Annotated in this window: 17 protein-coding genes, 1 pseudogene and 1 riboswitch; of the genes and pseudogenes, 6 read left to right on the top strand and 12 right to left on the bottom strand. The window is 65.4% G+C overall.

Going from position 1 to position 15,735, the window contains the following annotated elements:
* Positions 1–25 precede the first annotated feature (25 nt).
* Genes MSP7336_RS00465 through MSP7336_RS00455 form a run of 3 tightly spaced genes read right to left on the bottom strand, consistent with a single transcriptional unit; the run spans position 26 to position 2,046 of the window.
* The gene (locus MSP7336_RS00465; RefSeq protein ID WP_244917387.1) at positions 26–1,372 is read right to left on the bottom strand and encodes a TNT domain-containing protein; all 1,347 of its coding nucleotides are present in this window, start codon (positions 1,370–1,372) and stop codon (positions 26–28) included.
* On the bottom strand, positions 1,369–1,710 hold the full coding sequence (locus MSP7336_RS00460; RefSeq protein WP_142706707.1) for a hypothetical protein: 342 nt from the start codon (positions 1,708–1,710) through the stop codon (positions 1,369–1,371). Before MSP7336_RS00460 ends, MSP7336_RS00465 begins: the two co-directional genes overlap by 4 nt.
* A 9-nt stretch (positions 1,711–1,719) precedes the next feature.
* Complete coding sequence (locus MSP7336_RS00455; RefSeq protein WP_069395300.1) at positions 1,720–2,046, bottom strand: WXG100 family type VII secretion target; 327 nt, start codon at positions 2,044–2,046, stop codon at positions 1,720–1,722.
* 205 nt (positions 2,047–2,251) lie between these two features.
* On the opposite strand from MSP7336_RS00455, the gene trpS reads away from it, so the two are divergent.
* The 5 genes and pseudogenes from trpS (at position 2,252) to MSP7336_RS00430 (ending at position 6,898) form a co-directional block, all read left to right on the top strand.
* The gene (trpS, locus tag MSP7336_RS00450; protein WP_069395299.1) at positions 2,252–3,268 is read left to right on the top strand and encodes a tryptophan--tRNA ligase; all 1,017 of its coding nucleotides are present in this window, start codon (positions 2,252–2,254) and stop codon (positions 3,266–3,268) included.
* Positions 3,265–4,305: an inner membrane protein YhjD gene (gene yhjD / locus MSP7336_RS00445; RefSeq protein WP_069395298.1), complete on the top strand. Its 1,041-nt coding sequence runs from the start codon at positions 3,265–3,267 to the stop codon at positions 4,303–4,305. The genes trpS and yhjD overlap by 4 nt, the downstream gene beginning before the upstream one ends.
* Positions 4,302–5,819 carry a PucR family transcriptional regulator gene (locus tag MSP7336_RS00440; RefSeq protein ID WP_069395297.1) on the top strand — a complete coding sequence of 506 codons (1,518 nt, stop codon included), beginning with the start codon at positions 4,302–4,304 and terminating at the stop codon, positions 5,817–5,819. The genes yhjD and MSP7336_RS00440 overlap by 4 nt, the downstream gene beginning before the upstream one ends.
* A gap of 238 nt (positions 5,820–6,057) precedes the next feature.
* Positions 6,058–6,434: pseudogene (locus tag MSP7336_RS00435) on the top strand (GreA/GreB family elongation factor).
* On the top strand, positions 6,431–6,898 hold the full coding sequence (locus MSP7336_RS00430) for a GreA/GreB family elongation factor (protein WP_069395296.1): 468 nt from the start codon (positions 6,431–6,433) through the stop codon (positions 6,896–6,898). The pseudogene MSP7336_RS00435 and the gene MSP7336_RS00430 overlap by 4 nt, the downstream one beginning before the upstream one ends.
* On the opposite strand, the gene MSP7336_RS00425 is transcribed toward MSP7336_RS00430, so the two are convergent.
* The 3 genes from MSP7336_RS00425 to MSP7336_RS00415 all read right to left on the bottom strand — a co-directional run bounded on the left by MSP7336_RS00425 (position 6,882) and on the right by MSP7336_RS00415 (position 8,329).
* Complete coding sequence (locus tag MSP7336_RS00425; RefSeq protein WP_069395295.1) at positions 6,882–7,196, bottom strand: DMT family transporter; 315 nt, start codon at positions 7,194–7,196, stop codon at positions 6,882–6,884. The two genes, MSP7336_RS00430 and MSP7336_RS00425, sit on opposite strands and share 17 nt — an antisense overlap.
* A gap of 11 nt (positions 7,197–7,207) precedes the next feature.
* Positions 7,208–7,271, bottom strand: a riboswitch (guanidine-III (ykkC-III) riboswitch).
* Between the two features lie 24 nt (positions 7,272–7,295).
* Positions 7,296–7,664 (bottom strand): DoxX family protein, encoded by a 369-nt coding sequence (locus MSP7336_RS00420; protein ID WP_069395294.1) that lies wholly within the window; start codon positions 7,662–7,664, stop codon positions 7,296–7,298.
* A gap of 71 nt (positions 7,665–7,735) precedes the next feature.
* The gene (locus MSP7336_RS00415) at positions 7,736–8,329 is read right to left on the bottom strand and encodes a TetR/AcrR family transcriptional regulator (protein ID WP_069395293.1); all 594 of its coding nucleotides are present in this window, start codon (positions 8,327–8,329) and stop codon (positions 7,736–7,738) included.
* Between the two features lie 90 nt (positions 8,330–8,419).
* Between MSP7336_RS00415 and MSP7336_RS00410 the strand changes: the two genes are divergently transcribed.
* Positions 8,420–9,001, top strand: coding sequence for a methyltransferase family protein (locus MSP7336_RS00410; RefSeq protein ID WP_069395292.1), 582 nt, complete (start codon positions 8,420–8,422; stop codon positions 8,999–9,001).
* On the opposite strand, the gene nagA is transcribed toward MSP7336_RS00410, so the two are convergent.
* From nagA to dacB1, 6 genes are all read right to left on the bottom strand, one after another.
* Positions 8,951–10,087 carry an N-acetylglucosamine-6-phosphate deacetylase gene (gene nagA / locus MSP7336_RS00405; RefSeq protein ID WP_069395291.1) on the bottom strand — a complete coding sequence of 379 codons (1,137 nt, stop codon included), beginning with the start codon at positions 10,085–10,087 and terminating at the stop codon, positions 8,951–8,953. The genes MSP7336_RS00410 and nagA overlap by 51 nt on opposite strands.
* A complete protein-coding gene (locus MSP7336_RS00400; RefSeq protein WP_113962837.1) occupies positions 10,084–11,454 on the bottom strand; it encodes a sugar porter family MFS transporter in 1,371 nt (456 codons plus the stop codon). The genes nagA and MSP7336_RS00400 overlap by 4 nt, the downstream gene beginning before the upstream one ends.
* Positions 11,455–11,461: 7 nt before the next feature.
* On the bottom strand, positions 11,462–12,712 hold the full coding sequence (locus MSP7336_RS00395) for a nucleotide disphospho-sugar-binding domain-containing protein (RefSeq protein ID WP_069395289.1): 1,251 nt from the start codon (positions 12,710–12,712) through the stop codon (positions 11,462–11,464).
* Positions 12,712–13,305: a TetR/AcrR family transcriptional regulator gene (locus tag MSP7336_RS00390; protein ID WP_069395288.1), complete on the bottom strand. Its 594-nt coding sequence runs from the start codon at positions 13,303–13,305 to the stop codon at positions 12,712–12,714. Before MSP7336_RS00390 ends, MSP7336_RS00395 begins: the two co-directional genes overlap by 1 nt.
* Positions 13,306–13,349: 44 nt before the next feature.
* Entirely contained in the window at positions 13,350–14,366 is a 1,017-nt protein-coding gene (locus MSP7336_RS00385) for an acyl-ACP desaturase (RefSeq protein WP_069395287.1), read from the bottom strand.
* A gap of 123 nt (positions 14,367–14,489) precedes the next feature.
* Positions 14,490–15,725 carry a D-alanyl-D-alanine carboxypeptidase DacB1 gene (dacB1, locus tag MSP7336_RS00380; RefSeq protein WP_069395286.1) on the bottom strand — a complete coding sequence of 412 codons (1,236 nt, stop codon included), beginning with the start codon at positions 15,723–15,725 and terminating at the stop codon, positions 14,490–14,492.
* Positions 15,726–15,735 lie beyond the last annotated feature (10 nt).

The raw sequence follows: 15,735 nt of genomic DNA, 5'->3' as shown, positions 1-15,735 counted from the left end.
GATCTCGATTTGAAGTTCCCTGGATTTATCGTCCAAGGGGCGGTCCGTACTCATCAAGTATCCCTAGCCTTACTAATTCCCACACAGTTGGTTGGATGCCGTCAGGGACAGTGATCATGTATTGCGTGGCTCCCGGTGACGGGGTCTGTCCGTAGAAAGGCTCTACTGGTCCTTCCACGATTTGCCAGCCCGGAGGCAGTTCCTTTCCGGTCACCATGTATCGGTTGTAATTCCCATCGACAGATTCTGGCGGTAAAGCGCGATCCGCGAAAGGGGCGCCGTCGGGCGCAAGATAGCGACCGTACTCGGAGCCGAATCGGTCGATGATCGTCCCCTCAGGCAGCTGGGCGGGCTGGGGGACATAGTCTGGCGGAAACCCGTTATTGTCCGGCCAAATGCGGGATTCTGGCGTGCCGAAGAGGGAGGTGAAGTCGTCCCAAGGCATTCCGCCGGTAGGGTGCCAGCCCCGCACGACACTTAAGGGTGCGCCGGCCTCTGTGACCGTTTCCGCTGGAAGGCCTGCTTCAACAACGGCTGGTTCGCCGCCGTAGAGCACACCGGGCAACGCGACGGCGGCATCGGCGGCTTTGCCGCCCAGGTAGTAGGCCGGGCTGGGGGAGCCGATCGCGTTTGCGACTTCTCCAGTCATCGCGCCGACCGGGTTTTGGGCGACCTCGGCAGCGCCTCTGGCCATCTGCTCCCACGATTCAAGGACTCCGGGTGCGCCGGGTCCTCCCTGCCCGATGAGGTTTTTGATGCCCTGTTCGGTGGCTCGCCAGCGGTCGCCGAATCCCTCACCGAATCCTGGCGGCGGCGGGCGCTGAGGCGCGGGCGGCACATAGTTGGGCATGCCGTTGTCCATCCACTGCTGGGTGCTGGTCACAATGGCGTCCAGGCGTGCCTCGATCTGATCCGGCAGCACGCCGTCGCGGGCCATGGCCTCGCGGGCCATCGCCTTGAAGCTCTCCACGTCTGTGGGATTGAGTTGCGGCGCCGGCGCGCCGGGAACAGCGGATTGGCCAACTCGGCTCAGCAGGTCCGGCAGGCTGGCCGGGTATGCGTCGCCGTGGCCGGAAGGCTGACCCCTGCCCAGCATCAGGTCTTCTAGCGACGGCGGCTTGCCCGCGGGGTCAGCGTTGCCGCCCGCAGGGATCGGTCGGCCCTGCGGCTGCGGCGCACCACCTGGCAGCTCACCCGCCTTTCCATCCGCGCTTTCCGGGCGTGTGGCTGCCCGCAGCACCGCAGCCAAATCGCTGTTGGTTTTCTCGGCGTTGGCCAGCAGTGCGGCGATCTTGTGTTGCAGCTCTTCGACTTTGGCGTTGACTTTCGCGACATCTTCGTCGGCCCACCCGGTGGTATCCGGCGGGATCACCGTATTGCTTGCGGTGTCAATGTGCACCGCCGGTGCCGCCGCCGCTTCGGCGAAAATGTCGTGTTGAGTTGATTTTTGACCGCAGAGGCTTCCTGATATGCGCGCCCGGCACCAGCCCACACCCGAAACGCATCTTGCGCCGAGAGCTCCATTTTGCTCCCGCTTCTGGCCATCGCGTCCCGGGCGGTTGCGCTGGCTTCACCGTGCCAGCTCACGAACACCGGCAGGTTAGGAACGTTTTGCGCGGCTTCCCGGCTGTGTCGCGCACGCGCAGCCGCAGCCTCGCTGACTTCGTTGATCTGCTCGGGATCCCATTCCTGCAGATCGGCGAGCGTCAATCCCACTCGTCAGATGCCCATCCGCCTGGCCACATCCGAGACGGCTGCGTTTATGGTCGCGCCAGCGTCGGTGTCGGTGGTGTCGTAGCTAGCGGCCGCCGCCCGCAAATTTTCCGCGTGCTCGGAAAGTTCACGGTGGTGGCTGGCGGTTTCTTCTTTCCAGTGCGCGGCCGGCTCCGCTAGCGCCGCTGCGCTATCTCCAATAAATCCACCCTGGGCAGCTGCGATCCGTTCATTCGCCGCCATATGTCCAGCCAACAAATTGGCGGCGTGCTCATCGACCTCGTCACCAGCCAAATGCACACGTACCGGATCCACCCGCAAATGGTCGTTCATCAGTAACCCCGTTCAATGGCCCGACGAGATCGAACCAATTAGGTGAAAAGTTTAGTGCCGCCCGCACCCCCTCCCACACTGCAAAATGTGGCGCCGACACGCAGCCTGCCGCCAGGTCAAGGCTGGTCACCCACGACCCGGGGTCCGGCCGCAACCACGCCTGGACGCGAACCTATCGCCAGCAGCGTGAAAAGATCGGGGCATCATGAGCACGCCAACCGGATCGCGCCGGGTCTTCTCCGGTGTCCAGCCCACGTCGGATTCCATGCACCTCGGCAACGCGCTGGGGGCGGTCACGCACTGGGTCGAGCTGCAGGACGACCACGACGCGTTCTTCTGCGTCGTGGACTTGCACGCGATCACCATCCCTCAGGACCCCGAGGTGTTGCGACGGCGCACACTGGTCACCGCCGCGCAGTATCTCGCGCTGGGGATCGATCCGGGCCGCAGCACGATCTTCGTGCAGAGCCACGTGCCGGCGCACACGCAGCTGGCCTGGGTGCTGGGGTGTTTCACCGGGTTCGGCCAGGCCTCGCGGATGACGCAGTTCAAGGACAAGTCGACGCGCCAAGGCAGCGAGACCACGACGGTCGGCCTGTTCACCTATCCGGTGCTGCAGGCCGCCGATGTGCTGGCCTACGACGCGGAGCTGGTGCCGGTGGGGGAGGACCAGCGCCAGCACCTCGAGCTGGCCCGCGACGTCGCACAGCGGTTCAACAGCCGGTTCCCGGACACCTTCGTCATCCCCGATCTGCTCATTCCCAAGGTCACCGCGAAGATCTATGACTTGCAGGACCCGTCGTCGAAGATGAGCAAATCGGCAGCGACCGACGCCGGGCTGATCAACCTGCTCGACGATCCTGCGGTGTCGGCCAAGAAGATTCGATCCGCCGTGACCGACAGCGAGCGGGAAATCCGCTACGACGTAGACGCAAAGCCAGGCGTGTCGAACCTGCTGAGCATCCAGTCGGCGGTAACCGGCGTCGACGTCGACACCCTGGTGGCGCGCTACGCCGGACACGGCTACGGCGACTTGAAGAAGGACACCGCCGAGGCCGTCGTCGAGTTCGTGACACCGATCAAAGCGCGGGTCGACGAATTGCTCACCGATCCAGCCGAATTGGAGTCAGTGCTGGCCACCGGTGCGGCGCGGGCCCAGGACGTGGCAGCCAAGACGGTCGACCGGGTCTACGACCGATTAGGGTTTTTGCCCCGGCGATGAGCGAACCGGTCAAACCTGGAATCCTCGACCGGCTGCGGGCCAGGTACGGATGGTTTGACCACCTCATGCGCGCCAACGAACGCTTCGACGAATGCAAGGGCAACTACTTCGCGGCGGGGCTGACCTACTACACGATCTTCGCGTTGTTCCCCTTGCTGATGGTCAGTTTCGCGGTGGGCGGGTTCGTGCTGTCGCGTCGACCCGATCTACTGAGCCAGATCGATCACAAGGTCAAGACCACGGTCCCGGGCAGTCTGGGCCAGCAGGTGATCGACCTGATCAACGCGGCGATCGAATCGCGTGCTTCGGTCGGCATCGTCGGTCTGATCGTCGCGGGCTGGGCAGGCTTGGGCTGGATGGCCAATCTTCGTGAGGCGCTGAGCGAGATGTGGCAGCAGCGGGCTCCGCAGCCCGGTTTCATCCGCACCAAGCTGTCGGACCTGGCGGCGATGGTGTCGTCGTTCGTGGCGATTCTCGTCACCCTCGTGTTAAGCGCATTGGTTTCCGCTGCGCCAATGGCCAAAGTGTTGGGCTGGTTGGGTATTCACAACGTGCCAATGCTCGACGGAATCCTTCGTGGTGCTTCCCTCCTGATGTCGGTACTGGTGTCCTGGCTGGTGTTCACCTGGATGATCGCGCGGCTGCCGAGGGAATCGGTCAGCCTCGCCAGCTCGGTGCGGGCGGGGTTGCTCGCGGCGATCGGCTTCGAGGTGTTCAAGCAGCTCGCGTCACTGTTTTTGCACTCGGTTCTTCGCAGTCCGGCCAGCGCCACCTTCGGGCCGGTGCTGGGCCTGATGGTGTTCGCCTATATCACTGCGCGCTTGTTGCTGTTCGCTACGGCATGGGCGGCGACGTCACCGGAAAACCTGCTCGCCGAATCCGTCGAGCCGCCCCCTCCCGCCGTGATCACCCCCCGGGTCCAGCTCGACGACGGGCTGAGCGCGCGTCAGGCATTGACCGCTGCGGTTGTGGGAGCCGTTGGTGCACTGGGGCTTTCGAAGCTCATCCGCCGTCGCGGGACTAGGAGCAGCTCATGATCACTTTGGACCGCTTGGTGAACGTGCTGGGCAACTATGGTGTGCGCTTGCGGTGGTCCTCGGTTCCGCGCACGACCGAGCTGCGCAGTGTGGTGATGCGCGAGACCGGGGACCGCCCGGTGGTGGGCGATGTCCTGCTGGCGATCGGCGCCGACTCGGTGAGCGAAGCGGCCCAGTGGGCGGTGGCGGCGCGCGCCGTCGTGGTGTTGATGCGCGGCGGCGAGGAGCCGATAACGTTCGACGGCACAGAGGTAGGCGCGGTGATGGTGGCCGACGAAGCTGTGTCGTGGAGCGAGCTGGCCGCGGTGGTGTATGGACTGGTGTTGGAGGGCCGCGAGACGGAATCTGGCCGCGGCCCAACCGATCTGTTCGCGCTCGCTGACAGCCTGGCCGAAGCAATCGGCGACGCAGTGGTCATCCACGATGAATCATTGCGAGTACTGGCGTATTCCAAGCTGCAGCGGCACACCGACGCGGCGCGGATAGAAACCATCCTGGGCCGGCAGACACCGGAGCATCTGCGCGAACTGTTCGAGGCTCGTGGGGTCTTTGCGCACCTGGCTTCCTCTGACGATCCACTTTTTGTCGCCGGGGATGCCGAACATGGTGTGACCGGCCGTATGGTGATCGCGGTGCGGTCAGCTCGCGAACTGATCGGGTCGGTATGGGTTGCCTGTGAGGAGCCGCTCAACGACGCCGCCCGCACCGCGTTGGCCGATGGCGCGCACACCGTCGCGCTGCATCTGCTGCGGTCACGAGCCAGTGCGGACTTAGAGCGCCAGGTCGAATCGGAGCTGGTGATCCGGTTGCTGGAGGGCGCCGCGGACGCCGCCACCTTGGCCAGCAGGTTGGGGGTGCCGCAGAGCCCTTTGCGGGTCATCGCGCTCCAAGCGTCCATCGGCGCCGACCGAGATGCCGCGTTGCTGATGGCATTCGAGCGCGCCACCGCCGGGTTCGGATGGTCGCGGCCAGGCCGCAGCGCTCTGGCCGGCAACACCGTGTACACGTTGCTCCCGGGTGAGGAGGCGGCTGACGCGCGCCGCTGGATCAGTGGGGTGCGGGCGGCATTGCCAGAGGATGTGACGGTATTGGCGGGCATCAGCGGGACGGCCAAGGTGGTCGACGTTCCCGCCGCGCGTCACGAGGCCGACGAGTGCCTGGCGCTGCACGAGATGACACCTTCAGCCGCGCCACCCGCCTACGACGAGTCGTGGGACGAAATCCTGCTGCAACGGTTGCGTACTGCGGCGCGGAAAGGTCGATACCCGGAGCGCGGACCGGTCGCTGATCTGCGCCGCCATGATCGCGCCAACGCGACCGAATACGTGGCAACGCTGCGGGCCTGGCTGGAGGCGCAGGGCGACCCGATCGAGGCCGGTGAGCGGCTCAGTGTGCACGAAAACACCGTGCGGTACCGGCTGCGCAAGATGAGTGAGATAACCAAACTGCCCTTGGACGACGCCCGAAAGCGGCTGGCCATGATGATCGAACTGGCGGCTATCGACGCCGACTGATCATCGTCCTGTCGAAACGCGACAAATGTCGTTGAGGCCGTTGTTCGGTTTCGGCAAACACCCCGGCACCCACCCGCGGCACCATAAGAACTGACACTGCTTGAGCTCGACCCGTTGACGTGTGCGGGTCTGAGTCTCGGCGAAATCTCGCCCCGCATGGGCTGCGAAGCCGTCGGGGGCGGTTGCCACATCCGGCCCGCCCCTGACGAGATTTCGCGTAGGAAAGGACATTTCCAACATGCCTGGTAACCAACGTATCTGGATGACAGCACAGGAATATGCGCGACTACAAGCCGAACTCGCCGAACTGCGCTCGCGGCGTGCCGACGAGATACAAAACCAGCTGGCCGATGCGGTCATCGGTGAAAAGGACGCCGGCGACCCGGTCGCCGAACCGGGCATGGTTTTGACCATTCGCTACGACGGCACCGGTGAATTAGAGACCTTTCTGCTTGGTAGGCGTGGCGCCAAAGAGGCAGACATCAAAGTCTACTCAATGGCACACCGCTGGGCCGCGCGATCGCCGGTGCGCGACTCGGTGAACAGCGTGTCTACTCGATCCCCAACGACGGGGCGCACCTCGTGACGTTGCTGGAGGCAAAGGAAGCAGCATGACCGATGTGCAATCCGTGTGGATCTCGCCGCAAGCGTACGAGCGATTGCAGCAGGAACTGGCCACCTTGCGCGAGCGGCAGATCAGCGCACGTGCAGACCGATTCGATACCGAGGAACACGCGACTGTTGACCAACGTGAGCAGCAGGCGCGAATTAGGCAGATCCAGGACATCTTGGTCAATGCCGTCGTCGGTGAGGACCCACCCGACGACGGGATCGCCGAGCCAGGAATGGTTTTGACCATCCGCTATGACGAGAGCGGTGACGTCGAGACGTTCCTGCTGGGCGTGCGTGGTGCCGAACACGGCGACTTGGAAGTCTATTCCGTCCAGTCTCCGCTGGGCGCCGCGATCGTTGGCGCACGCCCCGGCGAGCGACGCAGCTACACGCTCCCCAACGGTCGCAGCGTCAGCGTCACGCTGCTCGACGCGCTACCCTACGGCGTTTTCAGCTCACGAGTTTGAGGCCGACGATGCAGCCGACCACGCCGGCGATGAGCAGCATTTTGATTAGCGATGCGGGCTCGTCGCCGGTCAGCATCGCGTAAGCGACGGTGAGTACCGCGCCGATGCCGACCCACACGGCGTAGCAGGTACCAGTCGGCAGGCTGCGCATCGCGTAGGCCAGCCCGGTCATCGAAAAGGTCAGTGCCACTCCGAAAATCAGCGATGGGCCAAGTCGGGAAAAGCCGTGCGAGCGGTTCAAGGCGGTTGCCCATACCGCTTCGAGGACACCCGACACCACTAACACCACCCACGCCATCACGCGCCTCCATCGCGCCGTCTTGTCGCTGGCCGGGTACGGTGCGCCTCGTCCGGTGTCAGCTTGTGACCCAACAGACGTTAGCAAACGGCTGGCTGATCACAGGCCGACTGTCCGGCCGACCGCGATGGTGAGTGCGGCAATGAAGATCACCACGTTCAACGCGACATTCCTCGGCTCGCGCAGGTAGGCATGCGAACCCATCGCTCCGACCATGACGACGGCGAAACCGACTGCGGCCAGCGGAGTCAAGTATGTTGCGATGCCGGTTAGCGGGGGCAGCACCAGGCCGATCGCGCCGAGCAGTTCAGCCAGCGCGGTAAAACGCACCACCGGCATCGGGAACGGCGCGACACCGGTTTGGCCGATCGCGATCAGACGTTCTTCGGGTTGGCTGATCTTGGCCAGCCCGGAATACGTGAAGATAACGGCGAGCAGTACTTGCAATGTCCATAGCAGCGCGTTCACTGGTGACCTCCTAGGAAAAAGTGGTTCACCGATGAGACGACGCACGGTCGGTTGATGTGACAGACCCGTTGTCAAGAGCCGGTGAGGTAACGCTGCACGGTCGGCCCCAGCCAGGCGACTAGGTCCTCAGCCGGCGTGGAGGCCAGCGGCTCGATCCGCAGCTGGTAGCGCGCGAATGCGAGCCCCGCCAAGTGGCTGGCGACCAGCTCGACGCGCAATTCCGGATCTGCCACCCCGAATTCTGCGGCGAGTCGATTCGCGACCTGCCCGGCAAGCGCGTCGTGCAGCACTTGTCGCGCCAGCGGCTGGATCGACGCGGCGCGCCACAGTGTCAGGAATGGCTCGAAGATCTCGCCGCGGTCCCAGTGCTCGAGGAAACGCCGTACCAATCTTGTCCCGATCTGCTCGGAGCTCTCATCGAGTAGCGCGGCCAGCTGGTGCAGCGGATGGTCGGGCCCGGTCAGCGTTGCGGCCGAGAACAGGCCCTCCTTGCTGCCGAAGAAGTAGTAGACCATCGCGACATCGACGCCCGCGTCGGCGGCAATGGCGCGCACCGTGGCCCCGTCATATCCCTCTCGCATAAACCGCTCGCGCGCGGCGTCGATGATCCGCTGTCGGCTCTGCTGGCCGGTGCGCCACCGGCCCGCCCGCTGGGCCTCTGACATGCACACCAGGATACTTCAACGCGTGTTGACCTCTCGTGAACGGCGGCGTAACGTTCTTCAGCGAAGGTTGAAGTATCGAAGGAGGCTCCCATGGTTGCGGGCACCCACGGACGACGCCTTTGGTGGCGCCATCTGCTTTCGTTTCTGCTTTTTCCGGTGACGATGACGGTCGTCATCCCGGCGCTCATCGCGCCCGTCGCCGACGTGCGGGCACCGGATCTCGGTTCTTGGCGCTCGGGCGGGCTCGCGGCGATAGGGGCGCTGCTGATCATCGGCGGCGTGAGCATGCTGATCTGGACGGTGGCGCTGTTCCACCGCGTGGGTCAGGGCACTCTCGGCGTGGGCAGCGTGATGGGCGAACCGGTCCACCTGGTGGTGCGCGGGCCGTACCGGCACGTGCGCAACCCGATGATCAGCGGCGTGCTGTGCATCCTGCTGGGAGAATCGGCATTGACCATGTCGACCGCGCTGCTGGTCTGGTTCGCAATCTTCTTGGCGTGTCAGACGATTGCCATCCGGTTCTGGGAAGAACCGCATCTGATTGAGCGCTACGGCCAGGAATACCTGACCTATCGGGACAACGTTCCGCGGTGGATCCCACGAATCTCGGCGTGGCGCCCGTCAAATGTCTCCGAGCCATTCGCCGCCGGCCATCACGGCGCTCACCGCTAAATTTCGGTCCAGCACAACGAGATCCGCGCGCCGTCCCGCTCGTAAGCTTCCGACGTCGGGCAAGCCGAGAGCCCGGGCCGGCGTCGCCGACGTCATTGTTGCCGCGGCGACCAATCCGGCGTCCGGGTCGGCGGCGAGGCCGGCCACGGTGGCGAAGAGCTGATCCATGGTGGCGGTGCTACCGGCGATCGTCGACGTTCCGCGCACCCGCGCCACGCCGGACGTCACGTCGACGTCGAGGTTTCCCAGCCGAAATGCACCGTCGCCTTGCCCTGCGGCCGGTGTGGCATCGGTAACCAGGGCCACCCGGTCGGGCCCGGCAGTGTCGATCGCCGCGCGCAGCACGGCGGGATGGACATGGACGCTGTCGGCGATCAACTCGACGGTCACCCGGGGATCCTGCAGCAGCGCGAGGGCGGGTCCCGGCTCGCGGTGGTGCAGCGGTGCCATCGCGTTGAACAGGTGGGTCCCGACCGTCGTACCGAGCGACACCGCGTGCTGGGTCTGCTGATAGCTCGCGTCGGTATGTCCCACGGCCACAACCACTCCCGCGTCAGCAAGCCGCGTGATGGCCTCGAAACCCCCGGCGCGCTCGGGCGCCAACGTGACCATTCGGATCGCGCCGTCGCCGGCGTCCAGCAGGGCGTCGATCTCGGTGGGACTCGGATCGCGCAGTTGGGTGGGGTCGTGCGCTCCGCAGCGCGCCGCGCTCAGCCAGGGGCCCTCCAGGTGAATGCCCGCAACAATTCCCGCCCGGGTCACTTGCGCCAGTGAACGCACCGAGCGCAGCAGGTCGTCGACTGAAGCGCTGAGCAGACTGGCCAGCGTGGTGGTGGTGCCGTGCCGGCGGTGAAACTGTGCGGCCCGGGCGATTTCGGTGTCGTTGGTGTACGACGCTCCACCACCGCCGTGCACGTGGATGTCGACGAAGCCGGGAACAACGACGGCGTCGGGCAGGTCAACGTCGGCCGGCCGCGGTGGTGACCCCGGGCCGCAATCGACGATCCGTGCACCCGAGGTTTGCACCCACCCGGGCCGGCACAGCTGTCGCCCGAGAACCATTGTGCCGGAGCAGATTAGAGTCATGATCCGATATCAGCCAACGACTCGTCGGGCCAGCGGCCGCCATTTTCCCAGAAGTGCCGGATCTCCTCGAGCTGCCGGCCTTTGGTTTCCGGCGCATATCGGTACACGACACCGAATGCTGCCGCCGCGAAGCCAGCCAACACGGCGAAAGTAGTTGCCCCGCCCAGTGATTGCAACACCGTGAGGAATAGGGCGGCGACGATGGCGTTGGCGATGTGGTTCGAGGTGAGCATGGCGCTTGAGCCCAACGAACGCAGCCGGGCCGGAAAGCTTTCACCGGCGTACACCCACACCAGCGCGCCGAACCCGAAGGTGAAGCCCAAGGTGAACATCAGCACCCCTGCCAATCCGAATACCGGCCCGGCGCCCGTGGCGAACACACCGATGAGCAGCACGTCTGCGGCGAGCATCGTGGCGATGCCCCCCAACAAGATTGGGCACCGGCCCACCCGATCGACGAGAAAAAGCGAGACCACTACCGCCGCCAGCGCGGCGGTCTGCACCAGGGCCGGAAGAACCAGCAGCGCAAAATCGCCGCTGAACCCCATCGCCGCGAACAGGCGGGGACTGTAGTAGACGATCGCGTTGATGCCGGTGATCTGGATGAAAAAGCCGAGCCCGATCACGAACGTGGTGGCCCGCCGGTACGGCGGCCGCAGCATCTCCAGTAACGCCGCTCCATGTTCCTCGCGCAACGCGTCGCGGATCTCGACGAGTTCACGCTCGACGTCGGAGTCCGGCTCCACCCGTTGCAGCGCGCTGCGGGCCTCGTCGATGCGGCCCTTGAACGCGTACCAGCGCGCGGTGTCAGGCATCCGCAGCAGCAACAGCAGGGTCAGCGCCGCAGGCAGCGCGGCCAGACCCAGCATCCAGCGCCAGCCGTGCGAACCGGCCAACAGGTAAGCGCCCAGGTAGCCGCAAATCAATCCCGCGACGGTGGCCACCTGGTAGGCGACCAGCAGCGAGCCGCGCACCCGAGCCGGCGCGGATTCCGCGACGAACACCGGGACCACCACCACCGACACCCCGATCGTCAGCCCCAGCAACAGCCGCGCCGTGAGCAGCGTCCACATCGACACCGACACCGCGCCGAGCAGCGCGAACACCGCATAGCCGGCGGCCACCAGCACCATCGACCGCTGGCGTCCGATCGCATTGGCCAGTGCGCCACCGGTGAGCGCCCCAGCGATCTCGCCGACCACCACGGCCGTGGTCACCAGTTCCTGCTGGCCCGTGGACAGGCCGAACTCGTCGGTGACGAACAACAACGCGCCGGCGATGTTGGAGATGTCATAGCCGTAGATGACGCCCAGGCTGGCCGCGGCGAGCGCGATCAGCGCTCCGCGTGGGCCGCGCGCGCCGCTCATGTGGTGTTTATAGCAGTGGTCGCCGCTCGGTCGGCCGGCGCAGTAGCCTCTGCTCGATCAGGTCAGCACCGTGGGCGACACCGCCGGTGGCGGCGAATCCTTCGGCCACCCGGCGCGCCCCGTCGGCCATCGACATCGCCTGCAGCACTTTAGATTTCAGCCGAGAAGGAGTCAGCTTTCTCGCTGGCAACCGGGTCCCGCAGCCGGAGACTTCGACGCGACGCGCCACTTCGAATTGGTCGCGGCCGTGCGGGACAACACATACCGGTACTCCGCGCGTGAGCGCCTTTTGGGTGGAACCCATCCCGCCGTGGGTGATCGCGCAGATCGCCCGGTCCAGCACGGGACCGTGCGGCACGAACGTCGCAACGGTTGCGTTAGCGGGCACGGCGATGCCCCCTGGTACGCCGACGCGAAGAGTCACGACCAGGTGAATTGGCTCCTCGGCCAACGCTTTCATCGCGGTGAGCGCCAGTCCCATGTCGTTTTGCTGCTCAGAGGATATAGAGACCAGCACGATCGGCTGCTCGATGTCGTCGAGCCAGCGCGGGATGTCGGCGGGTGGATCGAAGTCGCAGGAGCCGATCATCTGGACCGACTCGCCCCAGTCCGGGTGCGGATATTCGAAGGGCTCACCGCTGGCGACCAATATCAACGGGGCCCGCCGAACGAATTCGTCGGCGGAGTGCACCGGTACCGCGCCCGCCTTCGCGCGGACGGCGTTGAGCGGACCCAACATCGCCTTCTCCACCACGCCGAGCACGACGGGGCGCAGCGCAGCGTCGCGGATCCGGCCCGCCCAGCCCGGCAACGGCCGCAGTCCAGGCCCGAAGGGCGGCACACCGCGTGATCGCAGGAACGGGGTGTAGGGCCAGAACGCCAGCCACGGCAGATCACCGGCGTCGGCGGCGGCTGCGGCACCCCAGCAGTTCGCGTCGATGATCATCGTGTCTGGCTCGACGGAGCGGATCGCGTTGTGCAGGTCGCCGACCTCGTATGCGGCCCGCTTGCCGAAAATCTGGCAGGCCAGCCCTAATGCCGACCGGCTGTTGGGCGCCGTCCAGTCCGACATCTCGATGTCCTCGATGCGCGAATCGATGGCCTCGGTGTCGAACCCAAGCTGGCGACCCACGGGTACGCCGGCCGCAAGTGTGCGCAACGCGATGCGGTGACCCCGTCGGTGTAATTCGATCAGTAGCGCACAGATCGGATAGAGATTGCCCAGGGCAGCCGAGGTATACGCCAAAATCGTTGCCATTATGGCTCTTTCGTTGTGAGCGGTTCGAGCATTTCGCGTAGCGCGGCGGCGGTCTCCGCGCGGCTGAGCCCGAAGTCGATTCGCAGCAACTCCCAGGTGCGTAGGTCGCAGATAGCGACAAGTTCGGCGAGCCGTCGGGATCTGTTGGGTTCCTTCAGCCCGTCAAGAGCGTCGGGGAACATCGCCTGGCACCAGTCCCGGTGATAGCGCTTTGCCGCTGCGATGGTGTCAGCGACGGCAGGTGCCGTGTGTTGTTCTGACAGCAGGTGGAGCATCAGGCGGCCCCAGTCCTCGTAGTGCTGCACGAGGTTGGCCACGATGTCGGCGACGTTATTGGGCACAGCGTGGCCGCGCTGCTCGTGGACCTCGGCCGTGAAGCGGGTGACCGCGGCTGCGAATACCGAATCCTTGTCGCCGAACCGGCGCAGGATGGTCTGCACCGTCACGCCGGACCGCGCGGCGATATCGGCGAGGGTGATCTCGCGGAATGGCTTTTCGGCGACGAGGTCCTTGGTCGCGCCGAGGATGTTGTCGGCGGTCTGTGCCGCGGCGATGGCGCGGTTGGTCATCCGGTAAGGCCGTGGCGCATTCATGTTAGTTAGATTAACACGAAATTGCCCGGCCGGCGGGTGTCGTTTCAGCGTCCGCTCAGCGTGAGCGTCCCTTTAGTGTCGAGCACCTTGTTGGCGGTGATCTTCTCGGCCTTGCGGGCCTCGCGCTCGAGGTAGCGCTGCTTGGAGACGTCGAATTTGTCGCAGGCCACTTCGAGCTCCTTGATCAGCACCGCCAGGTCGTCGCGCATCCGGGCGGCCTCGCCGGTGAAATCCTCACGTTCGAAGATGCGCCATTTCCTGAGCACCGGCATGACCACTTCGTCGAGATGGATGCGTGGGTCGTAGACGCCGCCGACGGCGATGATGACGGCCTTGCGGCGGAACTCGGGCACCGTGAATCCGGGCATCTGGAAGTTGCGCAGCACCCGATGCACCGACTTCATCGCCTGGTTGGGCGCGATCTCCAGCCCTGCTTCGGTGACGTCCCGATAAAAGATCATGTGCAGGTTCTCGTCGTGCGACACCCTGGCCATCAGCTGATCGGCGATCGTCTCGTTGCAGGCCTTACCGGTGTTGCGGTGCGAGACGCGGGTGGCCAGTTCCTGGAACGACACATAAACGACGGAGTCAAACAGGCTCTCGGCGAAAAGGTCGCCCTGATGGTTCTGGCCCGGGCTGAAGCCGCGGGTGATCTGCTCGACGCGCAGCTTCTCCAGCTCGACCGGGTCGACCGCACGAGTGACGACGAGGTAATCGCGTAGCGCGGTGCTGTGCCGGTTTTCTTCGGCGGTCCATCGGTTGACCCACTGTCCCCAGGCACCGTCGATGCCGAAATTCATCGCGATCTCGCGGTGATAGGACGGCAGGTTGTCCTCGGTCAGCAGGTTCTGCACCATCGCCACTCGCGCGACATCAGGCAGTTTGCATTGCTCGGGTTCCCAATCTTGGCCGCCCAGGGCAAAGAAGTTCCTGCCGTCCGACCACGGGATGTAGTCGTGTGGATTCCATTCCTTGAACATCGAGATATGACGGTTGAGCAGGCGCTCTACCACGGGCTCGAGTTCGTGAAGGAGCTGCGGGTCGGTCAGGGCCTTCGGCATGGCGCCCCCCAGTTATCTGTACCTGTAGGTTGCAGATAATATATCTGTGCAATCCAGTTACAGACAAGTGTCGACACCTGGTGATGCCGGACTGTTACCAAGCGGCTGTTAGGAAGCGGCGTTTTAGAATCCGCGCTGCGGGCGGCGGTTGAGCGACCGGGCAACCATCATCAGACCGAACACGATGATCGCGCCGATCACCGCGACCCCGACGCGTACCGGCAGCGTATCGGCCGCCGGCACCATCGGTGCGGCTCGCGTGCTCGCATTCGAGGGGTCTTCGGCCGCACCGGATTTGGCGGCGACCAGTGACGGGTCGGGTTCGATCAGCGTCCCGACCCGGGTGCCGGGGGCGGTGGCGAAGCCGTAGTCGAGCAGGTGCGCGGCTTGCTCCCAGGGCGCAATCGGCTGGCGGGTGCCGTGCAGCAGCACCGCCATCAAGCGGCGTCCGTCCCGGTTGGCGGCACCCACGAACGTCTGTCCGGCGTCGTCGGTGTAGCCGGTCTTGCCACCGAGGGCCCCCGGATAATGGTAGAGCAGCTGGTTGTCGTTCTCCAGCTCGTAGCCGGGGGCACCACCGTGGCCGGGGAAGTCGAAAGTGCGGGTGGCGACGATCTGGGCGAACGTCGGATTTTGCCAGGCATAGCGGTAGAACAAACCGATGTCGTAGGCCGAGGTACTCATGCCCGGGCCGTCCAGCCCCGACGGCGTCGCGACGCGGGTGTCGCGGCCGCCGAGCTTGTTGGCCAGCGCGTTGATCTTCTCCAACGCGACCTGCATGCCGCCCAGCTGGACGGCCAGCGCGTGCGCGGCGTCATTGCCGGAATGCATCAGCAGCCCGTGCAGCAGCTGGTTGACCGTGTAGGTGCCGTCCGGCGCGACGCCGACCTTGGTGCCCTCCTGTGCGGCGTCCTCCGGTGTGCCGTTGATCGTCTTGTTGAGGCTCAACTCGTTGAGTGCGGCCATTGCGACCAGCACCTTGATCACGCTGGCCGGGCGGTGTCTGCCGTGCGGGTCGCGGGCGGCGATGACCGCACCACTGTCCAGGTCCGCGACCAGCCACGCCTCGGCGGAGACGTCGCCGGGCACCGGCGGCGTGCCCGGCGCGGTGATGATGCCACAACCGCCCAGCGCGCTGCCGCCCACGGGCGCGGCCGGTACCGGTAGCGGAAGTGGGGGATCGCCGGCCTGCGGCACCTCCGAGGAGTCGACCGCCGGGGGCGTGGTCACCTTGTACGGGCAGGACCCGGCCTCGGCCTTGGGCTCGGCGGCGGCCGTGTGCACCGCCGGCAGCCCGACCACCGCGGATACCAGAAAAACGGCTGCTGCCAGGGAGGATGCACAACGTAACACGGCCATCGTGTGTGCA

It is taken from the genome of Mycobacterium shimoidei (assembly GCF_900417275.1).
GTDB lineage: Bacteria > Actinomycetota > Actinomycetes > Mycobacteriales > Mycobacteriaceae > Mycobacterium > Mycobacterium shimoidei.
The sequence above is the reverse complement of the archived record's forward strand: the minus strand, read 5'-3'. Positions and strand labels throughout refer to the sequence as shown.